Source organism: Streptomyces sp. NPDC048419 (assembly GCF_043200415.1).
In the GTDB taxonomy this organism is placed as follows: domain Bacteria; phylum Actinomycetota; class Actinomycetes; order Streptomycetales; family Streptomycetaceae; genus Streptomyces.
Genome location: NZ_JBICXT010000014.1, coordinates 227,733 through 246,699 on the forward strand (window position 1 = coordinate 227,733; position 18,967 = coordinate 246,699).

Annotated in this window: 15 protein-coding genes; 10 read left to right on the top strand and 5 right to left on the bottom strand. The window is 73.1% G+C overall.

Annotated elements, in window-relative coordinates:
* Positions 1-155 precede the first annotated feature (155 nt).
* A complete protein-coding gene (locus ACGFYN_RS28005) occupies positions 156-1,238 on the top strand; it encodes a sugar phosphate nucleotidyltransferase (RefSeq protein WP_393868636.1) in 1,083 nt (360 codons plus the stop codon).
* Between the two features lie 76 nt (positions 1,239-1,314).
* Here ACGFYN_RS28005 and ACGFYN_RS28010 read toward each other — a convergent pair whose 3' ends face one another.
* The 4 genes from ACGFYN_RS28010 to ACGFYN_RS28025 form a co-directional block, all read right to left on the bottom strand.
* Positions 1,315-2,337, bottom strand: coding sequence for a DNA-3-methyladenine glycosylase family protein (locus ACGFYN_RS28010; protein ID WP_393868637.1), 1,023 nt, complete (start codon positions 2,335-2,337; stop codon positions 1,315-1,317).
* 81 nt (positions 2,338-2,418) lie between these two features.
* Complete coding sequence (locus tag ACGFYN_RS28015; protein ID WP_393868638.1) at positions 2,419-3,756, bottom strand: coenzyme F420-0:L-glutamate ligase; 1,338 nt, start codon at positions 3,754-3,756, stop codon at positions 2,419-2,421.
* Complete coding sequence (gene cofD / locus ACGFYN_RS28020; RefSeq protein WP_393868639.1) at positions 3,753-4,712, bottom strand: 2-phospho-L-lactate transferase; 960 nt, start codon at positions 4,710-4,712, stop codon at positions 3,753-3,755. Before cofD ends, ACGFYN_RS28015 begins: the two co-directional genes overlap by 4 nt.
* Positions 4,713-4,745: 33 nt before the next feature.
* Entirely contained in the window at positions 4,746-5,258 is a 513-nt protein-coding gene (locus tag ACGFYN_RS28025) for a cysteine dioxygenase (RefSeq protein WP_393868640.1), read from the bottom strand.
* Between the two features lie 717 nt (positions 5,259-5,975).
* Here ACGFYN_RS28025 and ACGFYN_RS28030 point away from each other — a divergent pair.
* The 3 genes from ACGFYN_RS28030 to ACGFYN_RS28040 all read left to right on the top strand — a co-directional run bounded on the left by ACGFYN_RS28030 (position 5,976) and on the right by ACGFYN_RS28040 (position 11,591).
* Complete coding sequence (locus tag ACGFYN_RS28030; RefSeq protein WP_003975777.1) at positions 5,976-6,239, top strand: WhiB family transcriptional regulator; 264 nt, start codon at positions 5,976-5,978, stop codon at positions 6,237-6,239.
* 184 nt (positions 6,240-6,423) lie between these two features.
* Complete coding sequence (locus ACGFYN_RS28035) at positions 6,424-10,059, top strand: glycosyltransferase (protein WP_393868641.1); 3,636 nt, start codon at positions 6,424-6,426, stop codon at positions 10,057-10,059.
* Positions 10,056-11,591, top strand: coding sequence for a DUF5719 family protein (locus tag ACGFYN_RS28040; RefSeq protein ID WP_393868642.1), 1,536 nt, complete (start codon positions 10,056-10,058; stop codon positions 11,589-11,591). Before ACGFYN_RS28035 ends, ACGFYN_RS28040 begins: the two co-directional genes overlap by 4 nt.
* A gap of 82 nt (positions 11,592-11,673) precedes the next feature.
* Here ACGFYN_RS28040 and ACGFYN_RS28045 read toward each other — a convergent pair whose 3' ends face one another.
* The gene (locus tag ACGFYN_RS28045) at positions 11,674-12,123 is read right to left on the bottom strand and encodes a metallopeptidase family protein (protein WP_393868664.1); all 450 of its coding nucleotides are present in this window, start codon (positions 12,121-12,123) and stop codon (positions 11,674-11,676) included.
* Between the two features lie 290 nt (positions 12,124-12,413).
* Here ACGFYN_RS28045 and ACGFYN_RS28050 point away from each other — a divergent pair, with 290 nt between their 5' ends.
* From ACGFYN_RS28050 to manA, 6 genes are all read left to right on the top strand, one after another.
* Positions 12,414-12,839, top strand: coding sequence for a DUF3499 domain-containing protein (locus ACGFYN_RS28050; RefSeq protein WP_393868665.1), 426 nt, complete (start codon positions 12,414-12,416; stop codon positions 12,837-12,839).
* A gap of 154 nt (positions 12,840-12,993) precedes the next feature.
* Positions 12,994-14,610: an L-lactate permease gene (locus ACGFYN_RS28055; RefSeq protein ID WP_393868666.1), complete on the top strand. Its 1,617-nt coding sequence runs from the start codon at positions 12,994-12,996 to the stop codon at positions 14,608-14,610.
* A gap of 149 nt (positions 14,611-14,759) precedes the next feature.
* Entirely contained in the window at positions 14,760-16,124 is a 1,365-nt protein-coding gene (locus ACGFYN_RS28060) for a phosphomannomutase/phosphoglucomutase (protein ID WP_393868643.1), read from the top strand.
* Between the two features lie 163 nt (positions 16,125-16,287).
* Positions 16,288-16,458 (top strand): Trm112 family protein, encoded by a 171-nt coding sequence (locus tag ACGFYN_RS28065; RefSeq protein ID WP_393868644.1) that lies wholly within the window; start codon positions 16,288-16,290, stop codon positions 16,456-16,458.
* A gap of 77 nt (positions 16,459-16,535) precedes the next feature.
* Positions 16,536-17,666 carry an SIS domain-containing protein gene (locus ACGFYN_RS28070; RefSeq protein ID WP_393868645.1) on the top strand — a complete coding sequence of 377 codons (1,131 nt, stop codon included), beginning with the start codon at positions 16,536-16,538 and terminating at the stop codon, positions 17,664-17,666.
* Between the two features lie 127 nt (positions 17,667-17,793).
* Positions 17,794-18,945: a mannose-6-phosphate isomerase, class I gene (gene manA, locus ACGFYN_RS28075; protein ID WP_393868646.1), complete on the top strand. Its 1,152-nt coding sequence runs from the start codon at positions 17,794-17,796 to the stop codon at positions 18,943-18,945.
* Positions 18,946-18,967 lie beyond the last annotated feature (22 nt).

An 18,967-nucleotide genomic window follows, 5' to 3' on the forward strand; every position in this document is an offset into this window, starting at 1 on the left:
ACGGGGCGCACGAGGACCACGTTCACGCCATCGGGGGACAACCGGGTGGAACTGCGCAGCACCGCACGGCCGTCGAAGGCGCCACACGACGATCTGCATACACTGGCCGGCCGAAAGACAGTTCGGCCGGTCCCGGCAGGAAGCAGAGACGACAGGTGACAGAAGCGATCCTCCTGGTCGGCGGCAAGGGCTCCCGGCTGCGGCCGCTCACGGTCCACACACCGAAGCCCATGGTCCGGGCGGCCGGCGTCCCGTTCCTCACCCACCAGCTGGCGAGAGCGAGAGCGGCGGGCGTGGACCACATCGTCCTCGCCACGTCGTATCTGGCCGAGGTCTTCGAGCCCTACTTCGGCGACGGCTCGTCCCTCGGCCTCCACCTCGAGTACGTGACCGAGGAGGAGCCCCTCGGCACGGGCGGCGCCATCCGCAACGTCGCCTCCCGTCTGCGCTCCGGCCCCGACGACCCGGTCCTGATCTTCAACGGCGACATCCTGACGGGCCTGAACATCCGCGCCCTGGTCGACACCCACGAGAAGACCGGCGCCGACGTCTCCCTGCACCTCACCAAGGTCACCGACCCGCGCGCGTACGGCCTGGTCCCCACGGACGGGACGGGCCGCGTCCTCGCCTTCCTGGAGAAGCCGCAGACCCCCGAGGAGATCGTCACCGACCAGATCAACGCGGGGGCGTACGTCTTCCGCCGCTCGGTCATCGACACGATCCCCGCGGGCCGCCCGGTCTCGGTGGAGCGGGAGACCTTCCCCGGCCTGCTCGCCGCCGGAGCCCATCTGCAGGGCATGGTCGACTCGACGTACTGGCTGGACCTCGGCACCCCGGCGGCCTTCGTCCGCGGCTCCGCCGACCTCGTCCTCGGCCGCGCCCCCTCGCCCGCCGTCCCCGGCCGCTGCGGCGACCGGCTGGTCCTGCCGACGGCGCGCGTCGCCCCCGACGCCAAGCTCACGGGCGGCACCGTGGTGGGCGAGGGCGCGTTCGTGGCGGAGGGCGCCCGGGTCTTCGGCTCGACGATCCTGCCGGGCGCCGTCATCGAACCGGGCGCCGTCATCACCGACTCCCTCATCGGCACCCGCGCGCGCGTGGGCGAACGCTCCGTCCTGACCGGCACGGTCATCGGTGACGGCGCGGTCGTCGGCGCCGACAACGAACTGCGCGACGGAGCGCGCGTGTGGTGCGACGCCCGTATCCCGGCGGGGTCGGTCCGCTTCTCCTCCGACCAGTAGCCACCCACGCACGCATCCGGGGGCGCCCTGCGCGGCGCCCCCGCGTCGCTCGGGGCCGCTGGTTCTTCCGTGGCGGTCAGAGCCGCCCGATGTCGCCCTTCGGCATCCGCGGCGCCCGTCTCGGCGGGGTCCGGCCACTGAGCAGGATCAGCCGGGCAGCCCGGTGCCGCTGTCCGGCATACGGCTCCAGCAGCTCCAGCATCATGGCGTCGTCCGCGTCCCGGTCCCCGGCGAGCGCCCATCCGACGATGCCCGGCAGATGCAGATCCCCCACGGTCACGGCGTCCGGCGCCCCGTTGCTGCGCTGCACGGTCTCCGCCGACGTCCACGGGCCGATCCCGGACACCAGCTCCAGCCGCGCCTGCGCGGCCGCCGGTTCCATCCCGGCCGCCTCCTCCAGCCGCGCGGCGACCCGCACGGCCCGCAGGATCGTCGACGCTCGCTTGTTGTCGACGCCGGCCCGGTGCCACTCCCAGGACGGGATCAGCGCCCAGGTCCGCGGCCCCGGCATCACCCACAGCCGCCCGCCCGCCGCGGGCCCCGGCGCGGGCCCCGGCGCGGGCTCGCCGTACTTGCGCACCAGCAGCCGCCACGCCTGGTACGCCTCGAGCGTGGTGACCTTCTGCTCCAGGATCGACGGGATCAGCGACTCGAGGACCCGTCCGGTGCGCGTCAGCCGCAGCCCCGGCCGCCGGTGCCGGGCGAGCGCCACCAGCCGGTGCCGGGGCGCGAAGGCGTCCGGGTCGTCCGCCGCCCCGAGCATCTCGGGCAGCTGCTCCAGCAGCCACTCGGCCCCAGGGCCCCACGCCTCGCCGCGTACGGCGGTGCCTTTCGCGGCGACCCTCAGCGTCCCCGGCCCGGCCGGGGTGAGACTGGCCCGCCACACGGCCCCGTCGGGCGTCGCCCTGAACGTCGGATCGCCCGGTCCGCGCCGCAACGGGCCCAGTACGAGCCCGAGGTCGATCGGCGACTGCGGCACCACCGTCCGCACCCGCCCCGGCGCCGCCGCCTGCTGCGGCACCCGACCGCGCGCGGGTACGGCGACATGGCCGCCCCGTACGGTCGTACGGGTGGGCCGCGGAGCGAACCGTCCTGCCATGGATGAAGTCCCGGGAGACGAGAGGAACCCTGTGGGGCACAGGGAAGGGGCCCTACGAGATTAGGCGCACGCGCGCGTGTGTCACCGGACCTCTGTGAAGCTCCCCGCGTCCCGCTCCGGCCTCGGCCGGGGTTCCTCGGCCGGATGCCCGACCGCGACGGCGCCCATCGGGTCCCAGTCCGCGGGCAGCCCCAGGGCCTCCCGTACGACCTCCCGGCAGAACATGGTCGACGACACCCATGCCGATCCGAGCCGCTCCCCGGCCAGCGCGACCAGGAAGTTCTGCACTCCGGCGCCCGCGGCGACCACGAACATCTCCCGCTCGGCGCCGTCCCGCCGCGCGTCCCCGTACGTGTGCGAGCCGTCCATGACGAGACACGGCACCACCAGATACGGCGCGTTGCGCAGGACGTCGCCCCGGCGGACCCGCTTGGCGATGGACTCCTCGCTCTTGCCGTCCCGCCGCAGGTCGGCGATCCAGGCGTCGCGCATGGCGTCCAGCAGCCCGGTCCGCGCGGCCTCGGACTCCAGCAGCACGAACCGCCACGGCGTCGTGTGATGCGGCGCCGGCGCCGTCACGGCCGCGGCGACCGCCCGCCGTACGGCACCGGGGTCGACCGGTTCGCCGGTGAAGGCCCGCACCGTACGGCGCTGGGTCACCGCCGTCCGTACGGCCTCGGACGTCCCGAGCCGGAACATGTCGTCCCGTCCGCCGCGCACCATGGCCCGCGCCCCCTCCCCGTCGCCCTCCGCCAGCACGTGCGGCAGCCCGCGCAGGACGGCGACGGGCAGCCCGGCGGCCTTTCCCTTGACCAGGTCGCCGGCGGCGGCCAGCTCGTCCGCCGTCGCCACGACCGTCGCGCTGAGCGGATTGCCGTGCGCGTCCGTGCCGCCGCGCAGATCGTCGAGCACGCGCACACCGGCGGCGCCGATCGCGACGTCCGTGAGGCCCGAGCGCCACGGGCGCCCGAAGGTGTCGGTGACGACGACCCCGACCTCGACACCGAGGGCGTCTCGCAGTCCGTCACGGATGACCCGCGCGGACGCGTCCGGGTCCTCGGGCAGCAACAGCACCGTGCCGGGCGGGGTGTTGGAGGCGTCGACCCCGGCCGCGGCCATCACCAGGCCCTGCCGGTTCTCGACGATCCGCAGGGCTCCGCGCCGCGCCACGACCCGTACGGTCTCGGCGTCGATGGCGGCCTCGCGGTCGTCCCCCGCGACGATGCGCCCCTCCGCCTTGGACACGATCTTCGAGGTGACGAGCAGGACGTCCCCGTCGGCGAGGCCCGGTTCGGCGGCGGCGATCAGCTTGGCGACGTCGTCGCCCGCGGCCACCTCGGGCAGGCCGGGCACGGCCCAGACCCGGTAACCGGGCGCTGCGCCGGAGGCCGTGGGGTCCTCGGAAGTCCCGTCGCTCAAGAGGGCCGCACCTCCTCCGCCAGCGTGAGCGCCTCACGCGCCATCCTGGTGGTCGCCTCCAGGTCGGTCATCATCAGCGGCACGGCCCGGCAGCGGATGCCGGCGCCCTCGACCCGCTCCACCACGCCCGCGTCCACGGTGTCCACGAGCCAGCCGTCCAGCAGGCCCGAGCCGTAGTGCTCGGCCACCGCCGCGGCCGTCGACTCCACGCCGACCGCCGCGAGCACCTTGTCGGCCATCCCGCGCACGGGCGCGTCCCCGACGATGGGGGAGAGGCCGACCACGGGCACGCCCGCGTCGGCGATCGCCTCCCGGATGCCGGGCACCGCGAGGATCGTGCCGATGGAGACCACCGGGTTCGACGGCGGGAACAGCACGACGTCCGAGTCCGCGATCGCCTCCAGCACCCCCGGCGCCGGCTTCGCCTGCTCGGCGCCCACCGGCACGACCGCCTCGGCCGGCACCGAGGCCCGCAGCCGCACCCAGTACTCCTGGAAGTGCACCGCCTTGCGCTCGCCGTCGACGTCGACGGCGACATGCGTCTCGACCCGGTCGTCCGTCATGGGGATCAGCCGCACGCCCGGCTTCCACCGGTCGCACAGCGCCTCGGTGACGGCGCTGAGCGGATACCCGGCGCCGATCATCTGCGTCCGCACGATGTGCGTGGCGAAGTCCCGGTCGCCGAGGCCGAACCACTCCGGCCCCACGCCGTAGGCCGCGAGCTCCTCCTTGAGGTGGAAGGTCTCGTCGGCCCGCCCCCAGCCCTGCTCCTCGTTGATGCCGCCGCCGAGCGTGTACATCACCGTGTCGAGGTCCGGGCAGACCTTCAGTCCGAAGAGGTGGATGTCGTCCCCGGTGTTGCCGATGACGGTGATGTCCGCGTCCGGCGCGGCCTGCTTCAGACCACGCAGGAACCGGGCACCGCCGATGCCGCCTGCCAGAACCACAATGCGCATGGGCCAAGTCTTACAGGCGGGTACGACAGCGCGTCAGGCGGTTGCCGCGTCGACCTCGTCGTACGCCACCGGGACGGCCGTGCAGGTGCTGTGCATCGGCATCTCGGTGAGGCCCGGGTAGTAGATGTGCAGGCTGACCGCGGGCTCCAGCGCGTCGTTGACCACCTCGTGGACGTACCCCGGCGCGAACACGCGCTGCGTGCCCGCCCCCAGCGCGCGCGTGCCCCTCTGCGTGCGTTCGGTCAGCGTGCCCTCCAGGACGGTCAGCACACCGGAGGAACGTCCGTGGTCGTGCAGTCCGCTGCCCTGGCCGGGCACCCAGGACAGCAGCCACACCTCGTAGCCCGGTCCGGTGCGCAGCCGGTGGTACCAGCGCGTCGTGGCGTCGTACTCGACGAGCCGCTCCCACTGCGAGCGGTCCGCGGCGATGGCGCGGGCCAGGCCGACGAACTCGGCGACGGTGGCCGGATGTTCGCGCGGGGGCTGAAGCAGGTGCGGGACTTCGAGGATGTCGCCGGCGATCTGGAGGTCGTTGTCGCTGTTCATGGGGTGCGGTGGTTCCTCGGCGAAGAGTGGGGGCTGGCTGGGGTCGCACACCGTCCGCCGGGACCGCGGACGGCAAGGATGCCCTGGCAGGGCGTCAGGCAAGAGGACAGCAGCCGAGTCGGGACGGACTCAGAGGCAGCCGGAGCGCGTACGGCTCAACAGCTGGAACAGCAACAACAGCTACAGCGAGCGCGGGCAGCACCGTGGGACCCGGTCGTGCGGGTCGAGGCGAGTGCCGAGTTCGCGAGCATGCCCACAAGGACACCGGCTCACACCTTCGGTGTCAACTCGACGCCCGGTATGTGGGACATGGTTCACCTCATCCGGTTCATGTCCGAGGCGAAAGGTTTGTGCATACGGCTTCCGGGACACATGGCGCACAACCAGGCGCACAAGCCTCGTTGTGATCCTGTGATCCGAATGTGATCCGGTTTGCTTCGAGAGACGCGTGGAACGAGATCGGATCTACGGGCGTCCTTCCCCGTACAGGCTCTGCACGGGGGCGGCGGCCCTTCCGGGTCTCGTCCGCGTGTCAAGGTTTATGCCGATTTGAACACTTTCCGCATGGCCTTGGTTCCGCAGAGTGAATAAGGGGCCCAATAGCAGATCTCGGCTTGACTCGCCCGGAGCAGCACACTTGTAATTTCACTCGTGTCGTTCTGCCGGGACCGGTAACGGCTACTTCACGGGGACGCGAAAGACAGACGAGGGGCGCACATGACCGAGCTGGTGCAGCAACTGCTGGTCGACGACGCGGACGAGGAACTCGGCTGGCAGGAGCGCGCGCTGTGCGCCCAGACCGACCCCGAGTCCTTCTTCCCCGAGAAGGGCGGCTCCACCCGCGAGGCAAAGAAGGTCTGCCTCGCCTGTGAGGTCCGCTCCGAGTGCCTCGAGTACGCCCTTGCCAACGACGAGCGCTTCGGCATCTGGGGCGGTCTGTCCGAGCGGGAGCGGCGCCGCCTGAAAAAGGCCGCCGTCTGACCCGAAGGCTCCGTACTCCTCCGTACTCCTCCGTATTCGAACGGCCCGTCGCAGGTGGGTTATCCACAGGCGGCGGGCCGCCGTCTTGCCCAGCCGATAGTGTGGGCGCTCGTCCGAGGCGCCTCGTCGCCCCCAAGGGGCACAGACGTCCACTGCAGTCCATCGAACCGGGGCCCGTACCTCGATGTCCGTGCACAGCCACACGGCAGCCCAGCAAGGCGTCGCTGCCACTCCAGAGTTTCCGCGTCACGTGGTGACGGCGGTCGTCGTCTCCCACGACGGCGCCCGCTGGCTGCCCGACGCGCTCACCGGGCTGCTCGGCCAGGAGCGCCCCGTCCAGTACGCCATGGCGGCCGACACCGGCAGCGCCGACGCCTCCGCGCAGCTGGTCGCCGACTCCCTCGGCGCCGACCACGTCCTGCACCTCGCGCGGCGCACAGGCTTCGGCCAGGCCGTCGAGGAGGCGGCCCGCACCGCGCCGGTCCTGACCCCGGAAGAGCTGCCCTATCTGAAGCGGCCGAGCGGCTGGGACCCGGTCACGCGCTCCTGGCGCGACGACGCCTACGACCTGCCGGAACTCCCGCACGGAGAGCCGGTCCAGTGGCTGTGGCTGCTGCACGACGACTGCGCCCCCGAACCCGACGCCCTGGCCCAGTTGCTGCGCGTCGTGGAGAACGAACTCGAGCTCGGCCGCGACGACGTGGCCGTGGTGGGCCCCAAGCTCCGCGGCTGGTACGACCGCCGCCAGCTCCTGGAGGTCGGCGTCAGCATCGCCAACTCCGGCCGCCGCTGGACGGGCCTGGACCGCCGAGAGCAGGACCAGGGCCAGCACGACCACGTGCGGACCGTGCTGTCGGTGTCCACCGCCGGCATGCTGATCCGCCGCGACGTCTTCGAACAGCTCGGCGGGTTCGACCGCCGGCTGCCCCTGATGCGTGACGACGTCGACCTGTGCTGGCGCGCCCACGCCGCCGGCCACCGCGTCCTGATCGCACCGGAGGCGGTCGTACGACACGCCGAGGCATCCTCCCGCGAGCGCCGCACCGTCGACTGCGTGGGCCGCACCGCCGCCTCCCCGCACAAGGTCGACAAGGCCGGCGCCGTCTACACCCTCCTGGTCAACGCACGTACGGCCGTGCTGCCCTGGGTGCTGCTGCGCCTGGTGCTCGGCACGCTCCTGCGGACCGTCGCCTACCTCGTCGGCAAGGTCCCCGGACAGGCCGTCGACGAGATCCGCGGCCTGCTGGGCACGCTGCTGCGCCCCGAGCGGATCATCGCAGGACGGCGCAGGCGCGGGCGCCCGCAGATCGACAAGGACGAGCTGCGCGCCCTGTTCCCGCCACCCGGCGCGACCGTGCGGGCCACCGTGGAGCAGGTCGCGGGCAACGTCGGGGGCCGTTCCGACCCCGAAGTGACCTCCGGCGCCGGACGGCACGGCGGCGCGGTCGAGTCCGGACCCGGCGGCGACGACGCCGAGTTCCTGGAGATCGAGCAGTTCGCCCGCCTCAAGCGCATCGGCCGCAAGCCCGGCCCGATGCTCTTCCTGGTGCTGCTGCTCGTCTCGCTGGTCGCCTGCCGGCAGCTGCTCGGCGGCGGCGCGCTCGCGGGCGGCGCCCTGCTGCCCGCCCCGGCCGACTCCGGCGAGCTGTGGTCGCGCTACCTCGACTCCTGGCACGCGGTGGGCGCCGGCGGCACTCCGTCCGCGCCGCCGTACCTGGCGATCGTGGCGATGCTGGCCTCCGCGCTGTTCGGCTCGACCGGGCTCGCGGTCACGGTCCTGCTCGTGTGCTCCGTGCCGCTGGCCGGCGTCACCGCGTACTTCGCCTCCCGCCCGCTCGTCGAGTCGCGCCTGCTGCGCGCGTGGGCGGCCGTCGTCTACGCCTTCCTGCCCGCCGCCACGGGCGCGCTCGCGGGCGGCCGTATCGGCACCGCCGTGCTGGCCATCCTGCTGCCGCTGATCGCGCGCGCGGGCGTCGCCGCCGCCGGCCTGACGAACAGCTCGGGCGCGCGCGGCAGTTGGCGCGCCACCTGGGCGTACGCCCTACTGCTGACGGTCACCACGGCGTTCACGCCGATCGTGTGGCCGATCGCGCTGGTCCTCGGCATCGCGCTGCTGGCCCACCGCCGCACGGACCTCCCCGCCCGCGGCCTGCGCTTCCTGGCCCAGCTCGGCACCCCGCTGCTGGTCCTCGCGCCCTGGTCGCTGTCGCTGCTGCCGTTCGGCTTCTTCAAGGAGGCCGGGCTGGACTACGGCCCCTCGTCCGCCGCCGCGCTCGACCTGCTCGGCGCGAGCCCGGGCGGCCCCGGCACGGTCAGCGGGCTGATGCTCATCGGCATCGTGCTGGCCGCACTGGCCGCCCTGATGCGCTCGGGGCGCCAGTCCGGGATCTGGACGGCCTGGGCGGTCGCCCTGGTGGGCCTCGTCTTCGCGGTCCTGTCCAACCGGTCGACCTGGGCCGGCCCCGCGACCCTCGTCTACGGCATCGCCCTGCTGACCGCCGCCGCCCTCGGCGCCGACGGCGCACGCACGCGCGTGGCCGAGCAGAGCTTCGGCTGGCGCCAGCCGGTGGCCGCGCTGATCGCCTTCGCCTCGGTCGCGGGCCCGCTGGTCCTCGCCTTCGGCTGGATGATCCGCGGCGCCGACGGGCCGGTCGAGCGGCAGGACCCCGTGCAGGTGCCCGCGTTCGTCGCCGAGGAGAGCGGCACCCGTGACCAGGCCCGCACGCTCGTGCTCGACAGCGACTCCACGGCCCGCGTCGCCTACACCCTGGTCCGCGGCTCCGGCGCCCGCCTCGGTGACGCCGAGGCCGCCGCGGCCGACGGTGAGAACGGCCGCCTCGACAAGGTCGTCGCCAACCTCGTCGCCGGCTCCGGCGCCGACCAGGCCGACCAGCTGGGCAAGTTCGCCGTCCGGTACGTCCTCGTCCACAAGGGCGCACCCCGTGACGTCACCCGTGTCCTGGACGCCACCCCCGGCCTGTCGCGCCTGAGCCAGCAGGGCGGCAGCGCCCTGTGGCGGGTCGACCAGGAGGTCGCGCGCGCCACCATCACCTCCGGCTCCGGTACGGCGCTGCCGGTCGCCGCGGGCCCGGTCGAGATCCACACCACGGTCCCGTCCGGTGCGGACGGCCGCGTCCTGCGCCTGGCCGACACGGCCGCCGAGGGCTGGACGGCGACCCTGGACGGCAAGCCGCTCACCCGCACCACGGTCGACGGCTGGGCCCAGGGCTTCCAACTCCCCGCCGCCGGCGGCCGGCTGGACGTCACCTACGACGACCCGATCACCCACACCGCGTGGCTGTGGGCGCAGGGCTTCCTCGCCGTCGTGCTGGTCGTCCTGGCGCTGCCCGGCCGGCGCCGCCACATCGACGACGACCTCCCCGAGGAGCCGGCCGTCCCCGCCGAGGCCATGGCCGGCGAGGGCCGCCGGGCCCGCCGCCTGCGTGCCCAGGCGGAGGCCGAAGAGGCGGGCGGTGGCGAGGAGTTCCCGTCTCCTCCGGAGGAGGAGACACCCGTCGCGATCCCGCAGCAGCAGTCCTACGACGAGTGGGACCCCGCGACCTACGCGGGCGCCGACCAGAACGGCTACGGCGAGCAGTACCAGGGCGCCCAGCAGTACCCGGCGGGCTACGACCAGGCGTACCAGGCGGACCCGTACCAGAGCGGCCAGTACGACCCGTACGGCTACGGCAACGCGCCCCAGGGGTCGTACGACCAGACCGCCTACGACCCGTCGTACCAGCCGGGTTACGACCCCGCGTACGACCCGGCGCAGCAGCAGCCGCACGACCCTGAGCGCCCCGACGGGAGTCAGCAGTGAACCGCACCACCATCTCCCTGATCGCGGGCACGGCCGCGCTCGCCGCCGTCACGGGATTCGCCGCGCTCAGCGCGCCGGGCGCCTCCGGAGCGGACACCGCCAAGGCGGCGGCCGAACTGCCGGTGGAGCGCACCAGCCTGCTCTGCCCGGGGCCCAGCACCTCCGACATCGCCGACACGTCGTACACCTCGTTCACGCCCGTCACGAAGGGCGCGGGAAGCGGCGGCAAGGGCGAACTCCAGGCCGCCACGGAGCAGGCGGCGGACGGGTCGGGCACCGGCGGCAAGACGGACGGCAAGAAGAGCGGCAAGAAGAAGACCGGCTCGGCGGACAAGGCCGCCAAGCCGGTCCTGGCGCCGAAGGAGCCCGGAAAGCCGGTCACCGGTGACACCTCCGGTTCCGACACGCCCGCGTACGTCGGCACCGCCGAGGGCGGGTACGCGCCCGGCTGGACGGTGCAGGAGACCACCGAGGTCGCCGCGGGCAGCGGACGCGGGCTCCAGGGCGTCAACTGCACCGCACCGGACACCTCGTTCTGGTTCCCGGGCGCCAGCACGGACGCCTCCCGCACCGACTACGTCCACCTGACCAACCCCGACGACTCCGCCGCCGTCGTCGACATCGAGATCTACGGCAAGGACGGCAGCCTGCAGTCCACGGTGGGGGAGGGCATCACGGTCCCGCCGCACTCCACCGACCCGGTCCTGCTGTCCACGCTCACCGACGAGAAGCAGGCCAACCTCACGGTGCACGTGAACGTCCGCAGCGGGCGCGTGGGCGCCGCCGTGCAGTCCCTCGACGACAAGATCGGCGGCGACTGGCTGGCCGCGTCAACCGACCCGGCGGGCAGCCTCGTCCTGCCCGGCATCCCCAAGGACGCCACCTCCGTGCGCCTGATCGCCTTCACACCGGGCGACGCGGACGCCGACCTCAAGGTGCGGCTCGCCTCGCCGTCCGGTTTGATCACCCCGGCCGGGAGCGAGACGCTGCACGTGAAGGCGGGCATGACCACCGCCGTCGACCTCGGCCCCGTCACCCGCGGCGAGGCGGGCTCCCTGGTCCTCACGCCGACCGCCGAGTCCGCGCCGGTCGTCGCCGCGCTCCGGGTCGTACGGGGCAAGGGCGATCACCAGGAGACGGCCTTCATCCCGGCCACGAGCCCCGTGGGCACGCGCGCCACGGCCGCCGACAACAGCGGCAAGGGCTCCACCCTGTCCCTCACGGCGCCCACCCGCACCGCCCAGGTGAAGGTCACCGCCTCCGCGGGCAGCGAGGGCGGCACGGCGGCCTCCAAGACGTACACGATCAAGGCGGGCACCACCCAGAGCGTCGACGCCCCGGTCCCGGCCGGCCTGAAGGGCACGTACGCGCTGACGGTCGAGACCCTGTCCGGCGGCCCGGTCTACGGCTCACGCACCCTGTCGGCCACGGAGGAGGGCGTCCCGGGCTTCACGATCCAGACCCTGCCGGACGACCGGGGGACGGTGGCGGTACCGCGGGCGGACCAGGACCTGTCGGTGCTGCAGAAGTAGCGGAGAAGTAGCTGAAGGGGGCCGGGGCGGCAGCCGCCGGGCGACGGGCAGGTCAGGGCCGGGCAACCGGCCGGCCCCCGTCTCAGTCCTCGCCGTAGCGCGGATCCACGGTCTCCGGAGTCAGCCCCAGCAGCTCGGCCACCTGCTCGACGACGACCTCGTGCACCAGTGCCGCCCGCTCGTCCCGGCCCTTCGTGCGGATCTCCACCGGCCGCCGGTAGACGACCACCCGCGCCGGCCGTCCCTCCCGGGAGGGAACCGTGCCGCCGAGCGGGACCGCCTCGTCGTTCCAGGCCTTTCCGGGGCCGTCCAGCCGGGGCACCTCGAGGATGAGGAAATCGATGTCGGCGAGCTGCGGCCACCGCCGTTCCAGCCGCTCCACGGAGTCCTGCACCAGGTCCGCGAAGCCCTCGGCACGGCTCGCGGCGAGCGGTACCTGGGGCGGCGCGATCGGGCCGCGCATGCCTCGGCCGTGGCGATCACGACGGCGGGGCCCGGGGCCGGTGACACGGGGCGGTACGGGGTTGTCCATCACTGACGAAGCGTAGTCCCCGCCGGAGCCGCACGCCGCGCCCCGCACCGCGTGCCGGGCGCCCTCCGGCCACCCAGGACGGCCTGTCGCAGGATGACCATCCCAGCCAAGGTTGGGCTCGATTCCGTATCCTCCGAGACCGGCGATCACGGGGCAAATGACGGTGTTGTACGGACTGTTGACCGGATGCGGAGCTGCCCGAAGCCCTGTGAATGCGCGTCTTCGCAGGTCAGCCGGGTGAGTCTGGAGAGGTGTGTGGGCCGATTCACAGCACGACACGGTGGAGTGACCTGGGGGAGAGTCGTCGCGGCCCGCTCAAGAGTGCGGTACCGTCCAACGTCGTGAGCCCTGTACGTCGCTGTTCGCGCACCGCTTGCGGCCGTCCCGCCGTCGCGACGCTGACGTACGTCTACGCCGACTCGACCGCGGTCCTCGGCCCGCTCGCCACCTACGCCGAACCCCACTGTTACGACCTGTGCGCCGAGCACTCCGAGCGCCTCACCGCCCCGCGCGGCTGGGAGGTCGTGCGGCTGCTCGACGGTTCCGCCCCGGCCCGTCCGAGCGGCGACGACCTGGAAGCGCTTGCGAACGCGGTGCGCGAGGCGGCCCGCCCCCAGGAGCGGGCGGCCGGTGCGGGCGGTGGCGGACGCAGGGCGGACCCGATGGAGGTCGCGCGCCGCGGGCACCTGCGCGTGCTGCGCTCGCCCGACAACTGACCGCGTTTTCCCGGTCGTCCACCCCGTTTTCGTGTGCGTTCCGTGCACGTTTCGTTCAGCGGCGCACAGGCATTGACGCCTCCTTGTCGCGGACACGACCATTCCGTACCGGCGGGAAATCGCTTTCCGCATGCCGGAATCCGGGGAGGCGCCTGTGTACGTCCAGGAACTGGAACCCGTCGCCGATTCGCTCGGCCTGTCCGCGCTCGTCGCGGCCCTGCCCCTCCTGATCGTCCTGGTCCTGCTCGGCGGGGTGCGCATGAAGGCGCACCTGGCGGGTCTGACGGGGCTTCTGGCGGCCGTTCTGGTCGCCTGGCTCGCGTACGGCATGCCGCTCGACCAGACGGTCTCCAGCGCCGTCCAGGGAGCCGTGTTCGGCCTCTTCCCCATCCTGTGGATCGTCGTCAACGCCCTGTGGGTGTACCGGATGACCGTCCGCACCCGTCACTTCGACATCCTCCGGCGCTCCTTCGGGCGGGTGTCCGACGATCCGCGCATCCAGGCGCTCGTGGTCGCGTTCTGCTTCGGCGCGCTCCTGGAGGCCCTCGCGGGATTCGGCGCGCCGGTGGCGATCTGCTCGGTCATGCTCGTCGCGCTCGGCTTCGACCCGGTGCGCGCGGCCGTGGTCTCCCTGGTGGCCAACACCGCGCCGGTGGCCTTCGGGGCGATGGCCACACCGGTGGTGACGCTCGCTCAGGTGACGGGCCTGCCGCTGGACGACGTGGCCTCCGTGGTGGGCCGTCAGACGCCGCTGCTCGCCCTCGTCGTACCGCTGGTCCTGGTCTACCTGGTGGACGGCCGGCGCGGTCTGCGCGAGACCTGGGTGCCCGCCCTGGTGTGCGGAGTCGCCTTCGCCGTCGTCCAGTTCGCGGCTTCCAATTACGTCTCCCCGCAACTCGCCGACATCGGCGCCTCCTTGATCGGCGCGGCCGCCCTGGTCGCCGTACCGCACGCGCGCGTACCGGCCACCGAGTCCGTACGCGCGTCCGTGCTGACCGGCTCGCGGGACGAGGAACTGGACCAGGAGGACCCGCGGCGCGAAGTCCTGCGCGCCTACGCCCCGTACGCACTGATCGTGGTGGTCTTCTCGATCGCGCAGATCCCTGCGGTCAAGGACTGGCTGGCCAGGACGACGCAGATGTACGACTGGCCGTTCCTGGACGTGGCGGGGCCCGACGGGAAGCCGGTCAGCGGCAACGTCTTCTCCTGGCCGATCGTCTCGACGGGCGGCACGCTCGTGCTGATCGCCGGAGTGCTGACGGCGGTCGTGTTCGGCATGCACGCACGCGTGGCGGCCAGGGAGTGGGTGGCGACCGTGTACGAGCTGCGGTTCGCGATCCTGACCGTGACGTCCGTGCTGGCGCTCGCGTACGTCATGAACCTCTCCGGACAGGCGGGCACCATCGGCCACTTCGTGGCGGCGGCCGGCGCGGGCCTCGCGTTCCTGTCGCCGGTCCTGGGCTGGTTCGGGGTGGCGGTCTCCGGCTCGGACACCTCCTCCAACGCCCTGTTCGGGGCCCTGCAGGTGACCGCCGCGCGTGAGTCCGGCCTGTCTCCCGCACTCCTGGCCGCAGCCAACAGCTCGGGCGGCGTCCTCGGCAAGATGATCTCGCCCCAGAATCTCACCATCGCGTGCGCGGCCGTGGGTCTCGCGGGCCGCGAGGGGGACCTGCTGCGCAAGGTGCTGCCGTGGAGCCTCGGCCTGCTGCTGGTGATGTGCCTGATCGTGGTGGGCCAGAGCACGCCGGTCCTGGGGTGGATGCTGCCCTGACCCCGTCCCGCCGTCCCGGCTCTTACCCGTCCCTCACCCGGTCCTGACCTGAGGTTACGTTCGAGAGCTCCACTCGGAGTGCGCCCAGCGCGCGGACATCCCGTACGGGTAGTTTGGGGCGACCGACAGGACTTTCAGGAGGGTTGGCCGTGGCTGCTGATCTGTCTCGGATCGTGAAGGCGTACGACGTACGCGGGGTGGTCCCGGACCAGTGGGACGAGGCGCTGGCCGAACTCTTCGGAGCGGCCTTCGCCCGGGTGACCGCCGCCGACGCGATCGTCATCGGCCACGACATGCGGCCGTCCTCGCCCGGCCTGTCGCGTGCCTTCGCGCGCGGGGCGGCCGCGCAGGGCGCCGACGTGACCGAGATCGGCCTGTGCTCGACCGACCAGCTGTACTACGCGTCGGGCGCGCTGAACCTGCCGGGCGCGATGTTCACTGCCTCGCACAACCCCGCGCAGTACAACGGCATCAAGATGTGCCGCGCAGGCGCGGCACCGGTGGGCCAGGACACGGGCCTGACGCAGATCCGCGAACTGGCCGAGCAGTGGACGGAGTCGGGCGCTCCGCAACCGGCCGCGGAGCCGGGAACGATCACGCAGCGCGACACGTTGTCGGACTACGCGGCCCACCTCCGCTCCCTCGTGGACCTGGCCTCGGTCCGCCCGCTGAAGGTAGTGGTCGACGCGGGCAACGGCATGGGCGGCCACACCGTCCCCACGGTGTTCGAGGGACTGCCCCTGACCCTCGTCCCGATGTACTTCGAACTCGACGGCACCTTCCCGAACCACGAGGCGAACCCCCTGGACCCGGCGAACCTCGTCGACCTCCAGCAGCGCGTCCGGGAGGAGGGCGCGGACATCGGCCTCGCCTTCGACGGAGACGCGGACCGCTGCTTCGTGATCGACGAGCACGGCGACCCCGTTTCCCCGTCCGTGATCACGGCGCTGGTGGCCGCACGCGAACTCGCGCGCAACGGCGGCAAGGGCGTGATCATCCACAACCTGATCACCTCGTGGACGGTCCCGGAGGTCGTCAGGGAGCACGGCGGCACCCCGGTGCGCACCCGCGTCGGCCACTCCTTCATCAAGGCGGAGATGGCCACCTCGGGCGCGATCTTCGGCGGCGAGCACTCGGCCCACTACTACTTCAAGGACTTCTGGAACGCCGACACGGGCATGCTCGCCGCCCTCCACGTCCTCGCGGCCCTCGGCGGCCAGGCTGGCCCCCTGTCCGCCCTCACCGCCGAGTACGACCGCTACGTCGGCTCCGGCGAGATCAACTCAACGGTCGCCGACCAGGCTGCCCGGCTGGCAGCCGTCAAGGCGGCGTACGGTGCCCGCGAAGACGTCACCCTCGACGAACTCGACGGCCTGACGGTCACCTCCACCGACTGGTGGTTCAACGTCCGCCCGTCCAACACCGAACCCCTCCTCCGTCTGAACGCGGAGGCCCGCGACGAGGCGTCGATGACCAAGATCCGGGACGAGGTACTGGCGATCATCCGGGCGTGACCTCCTGCCCGACGCAGGGGCGTTTCCCGGAACCTCCGGGAACGGGGGCGGCCGTCCACAGGCACCGCCCCACCCCGCCCCCCACGGCGGTACCCTGACCAGGCACATCCGCACGACCGCACGCCGAAGCAAGTGCACGCGAACCCGCTCGAAGGGACACCCCATGCCGCTCGAAGCCGCCCTCCTGGAGATCCTCGCCTGCCCGGCCTGCCACGCTCCTCTCAAGGAGCAGGAGACCGAGCTGATCTGCACGGGTGCCGACTGCGGCCTGGCCTACCCTGTCCGCGACGGCATCCCCGTCCTGCTCGTGGACGAGGCCCGCCGCCCCGCGTGACGCCGGGCCCCGCCACCCGCGCGTGACGCCCCGGCGACGCGCACACAAAGACCCCCGGCGATCGGAGGCTGCCACCCATGCTCGACGAATCGCTGCTCGACGCCCCCGAGGCACTCGCGGAGTCGGACCGGCGCGGCCTGCTGCGCGGCGCCGCCGAGGCCGGTGCCCGCGTCCGCACGGCCGCGCGCCACGCCGCCGAGGCAGGCGTCGGCGACCTCAAGCCGGACGGCCGCCCGCGCGCCGTCCTCATCGCGGGCCCCGGCGCCGCCGCCACCTGCGCCGCCGACCTCCTCGGCACGCTCGCGGGCCCCGGCAGCCCCGTCATCCGGCTCGCCCCCAGCGGCGTCGCCCCCGCCGCGGGCGCCCTGCGCTGGGAGCTCCCGGGCTGGGCCGGTTCGGTCGACCTGCTGCTGATCGCCACCCCCGACGGCACCGAGCCAGGCCTGTCCCTGCTCGCCGAAGCGGCCTACCGCCGGGGCTGCGCGGTCGTCGCGGTCGCCCCCGCGGCCACCCCGCTCACCGAGGCGGTGGACGGTTCCCACGGCCTCTTCGTACCGATGGCGACAGCCCCGTACGAACAGGACGAGCAGGAGCTGGCCGCATCCGCTCCCGGCGTCCTGTGGGCGCTGCTCACGCCCTTGCTCGCCCTCCTGGACCGCACCGGACTGCTGAGCGCCCCGCCGGACGCCGTCGAGAAGGTCGCCGACCGCCTCGACCACATCGCCGAACGCTGCGGTCCCGCCATCGCGACCTACAGCAACCCCGCCAAGACGCTCGCCGCCGAACTCGCCGACTCGCTGCCGGTCGTGTGGACCGAGGGCGTCTCGGCGGGCCCCGCGGGCCGCCGTTTCGCGGCCGCCCTCGCCGAGCTCTCCGGCCGCCCTGCGGTCGTCGCCGAACTCCCCGAGGCGCTCGCCGCGCACAGCGCCCTGCTGGCCGGGCCGCTCGCCGCCAGCTCCGACCCGGACGACTTCTTCCGCGACCGCGTGGACGAGGCGCCCGCGCTGCACGCGCGCGTGGTGCTGCTCCGCGACCGCCCGCTCGGCGGCCTCACCGCGGCACCCGCCGCCCGCGACCTGGCCCTCAGCCACGACACGCCGATCAGCGAACTGGAGCCGGAGCCGGGCGGCGAGCTGGAGACCCTCGCCGAGCTGATCGCCATCACGGATTTCGCCGCCGTTTACCTGGCGCTCGCCTCGGGGGCCTGATCTTGACGCCGACCCCCTGACCGTCGTACGCCACGCGAGGACGAGTACGTACGCCACGCGAAGACAAGGCCTCGTCCGCACCAAGACGTCGTACGCACAAAGACCCGGCAGAAAGAACCGCAACCGCATGGACCGCCTGGACAACACCATCCGCCCCTACGCCTGGGGCTCCGCCACCGCCATCCCTGCCCTCCTCGGCGTCGAACCGAGCGGTGAACCGCAGGCGGAGATGTGGATGGGCGCCCACCCGGGCGCACCCTCGCGCACCGCGCGCGGCACGCTCGTCGAGGTCGTCGACGCGGATCCGAAGCGGGAGCTCGGCCCGGCGGCCGTGGCCAAGTTCGGTCCCCGGCTGCCCTTCCTACTCAAGATCCTCGCCGCCGGCGCCCCGCTCTCCCTCCAGGTGCACCCCGACCTGGCACAGGCCAAGGAGGGTTACGAGGACGAGGAGCGCCGCGGCATCCCCGTGGACGCCCCGCACCGCAACTACAAGGACGCCAACCACAAGCCCGAACTGATCTGCGCGCTCACCGAGTTCGACGGTCTGTGCGGCTTCCGCGACCCGCTCCAGGCGGCCGACCTGCTGGCCGGCCTCGGCGTGGACTCCCTCAAGCCGTACGTCGACCTGCTGCAGGCCCACCCCGAGGACGCCGCCCTGCGCGAGGTCCTCACGGCGATCCTCACGGCCGACCGCGAGGAGATGCACCGCACGGTCACCGCGGCCGCCTCCGCCTGCACCCGCCTGGGCGGCGCGTACGCCCCCTACGCGGACATCGCCCACCACTACCCGGGCGACCCCGGCGTCATCGCCGCGATGCTCCTCAACCACGTGCGCCTGCAGCCCGGCGAGGCCCTCTTCCTGGGCGCCGGCATCCCGCACGCTTACCTGAACGGTCTCGGCGTCGAGATCATGGCCAACTCCGACAACGTCCTGCGCTGCGGCCTGACCCCCAAGCACGTCGACGTCCCCGAACTCCTGCGCATCGTCCGCTTCGAGGCGAGCGACCCGGGCGTGCTGCGCCCCGAGGCGTCGCCGGACGGGGAGGAGGTCTACGAGACGCCGATCGACGAGTTCCGGCTGTCGCGGTACGTCCTCCCCGAGAGCGGCACCACCCACGACCTCACCCGCGACACCCCGCAGATCCTGCTCTGCACGGCCGGTACGGTGCGGGCGGACGGGCACGAACTGCGCCCGGGCCAGTCGGTCTTCGTCCCGGCCGGCGAACAGGCCGAAGTCTCCGGAGCGGGCACGATCTTCCGCGCCACTGTGATCGTATGACCGGGGTTGTGGACACCTGAGA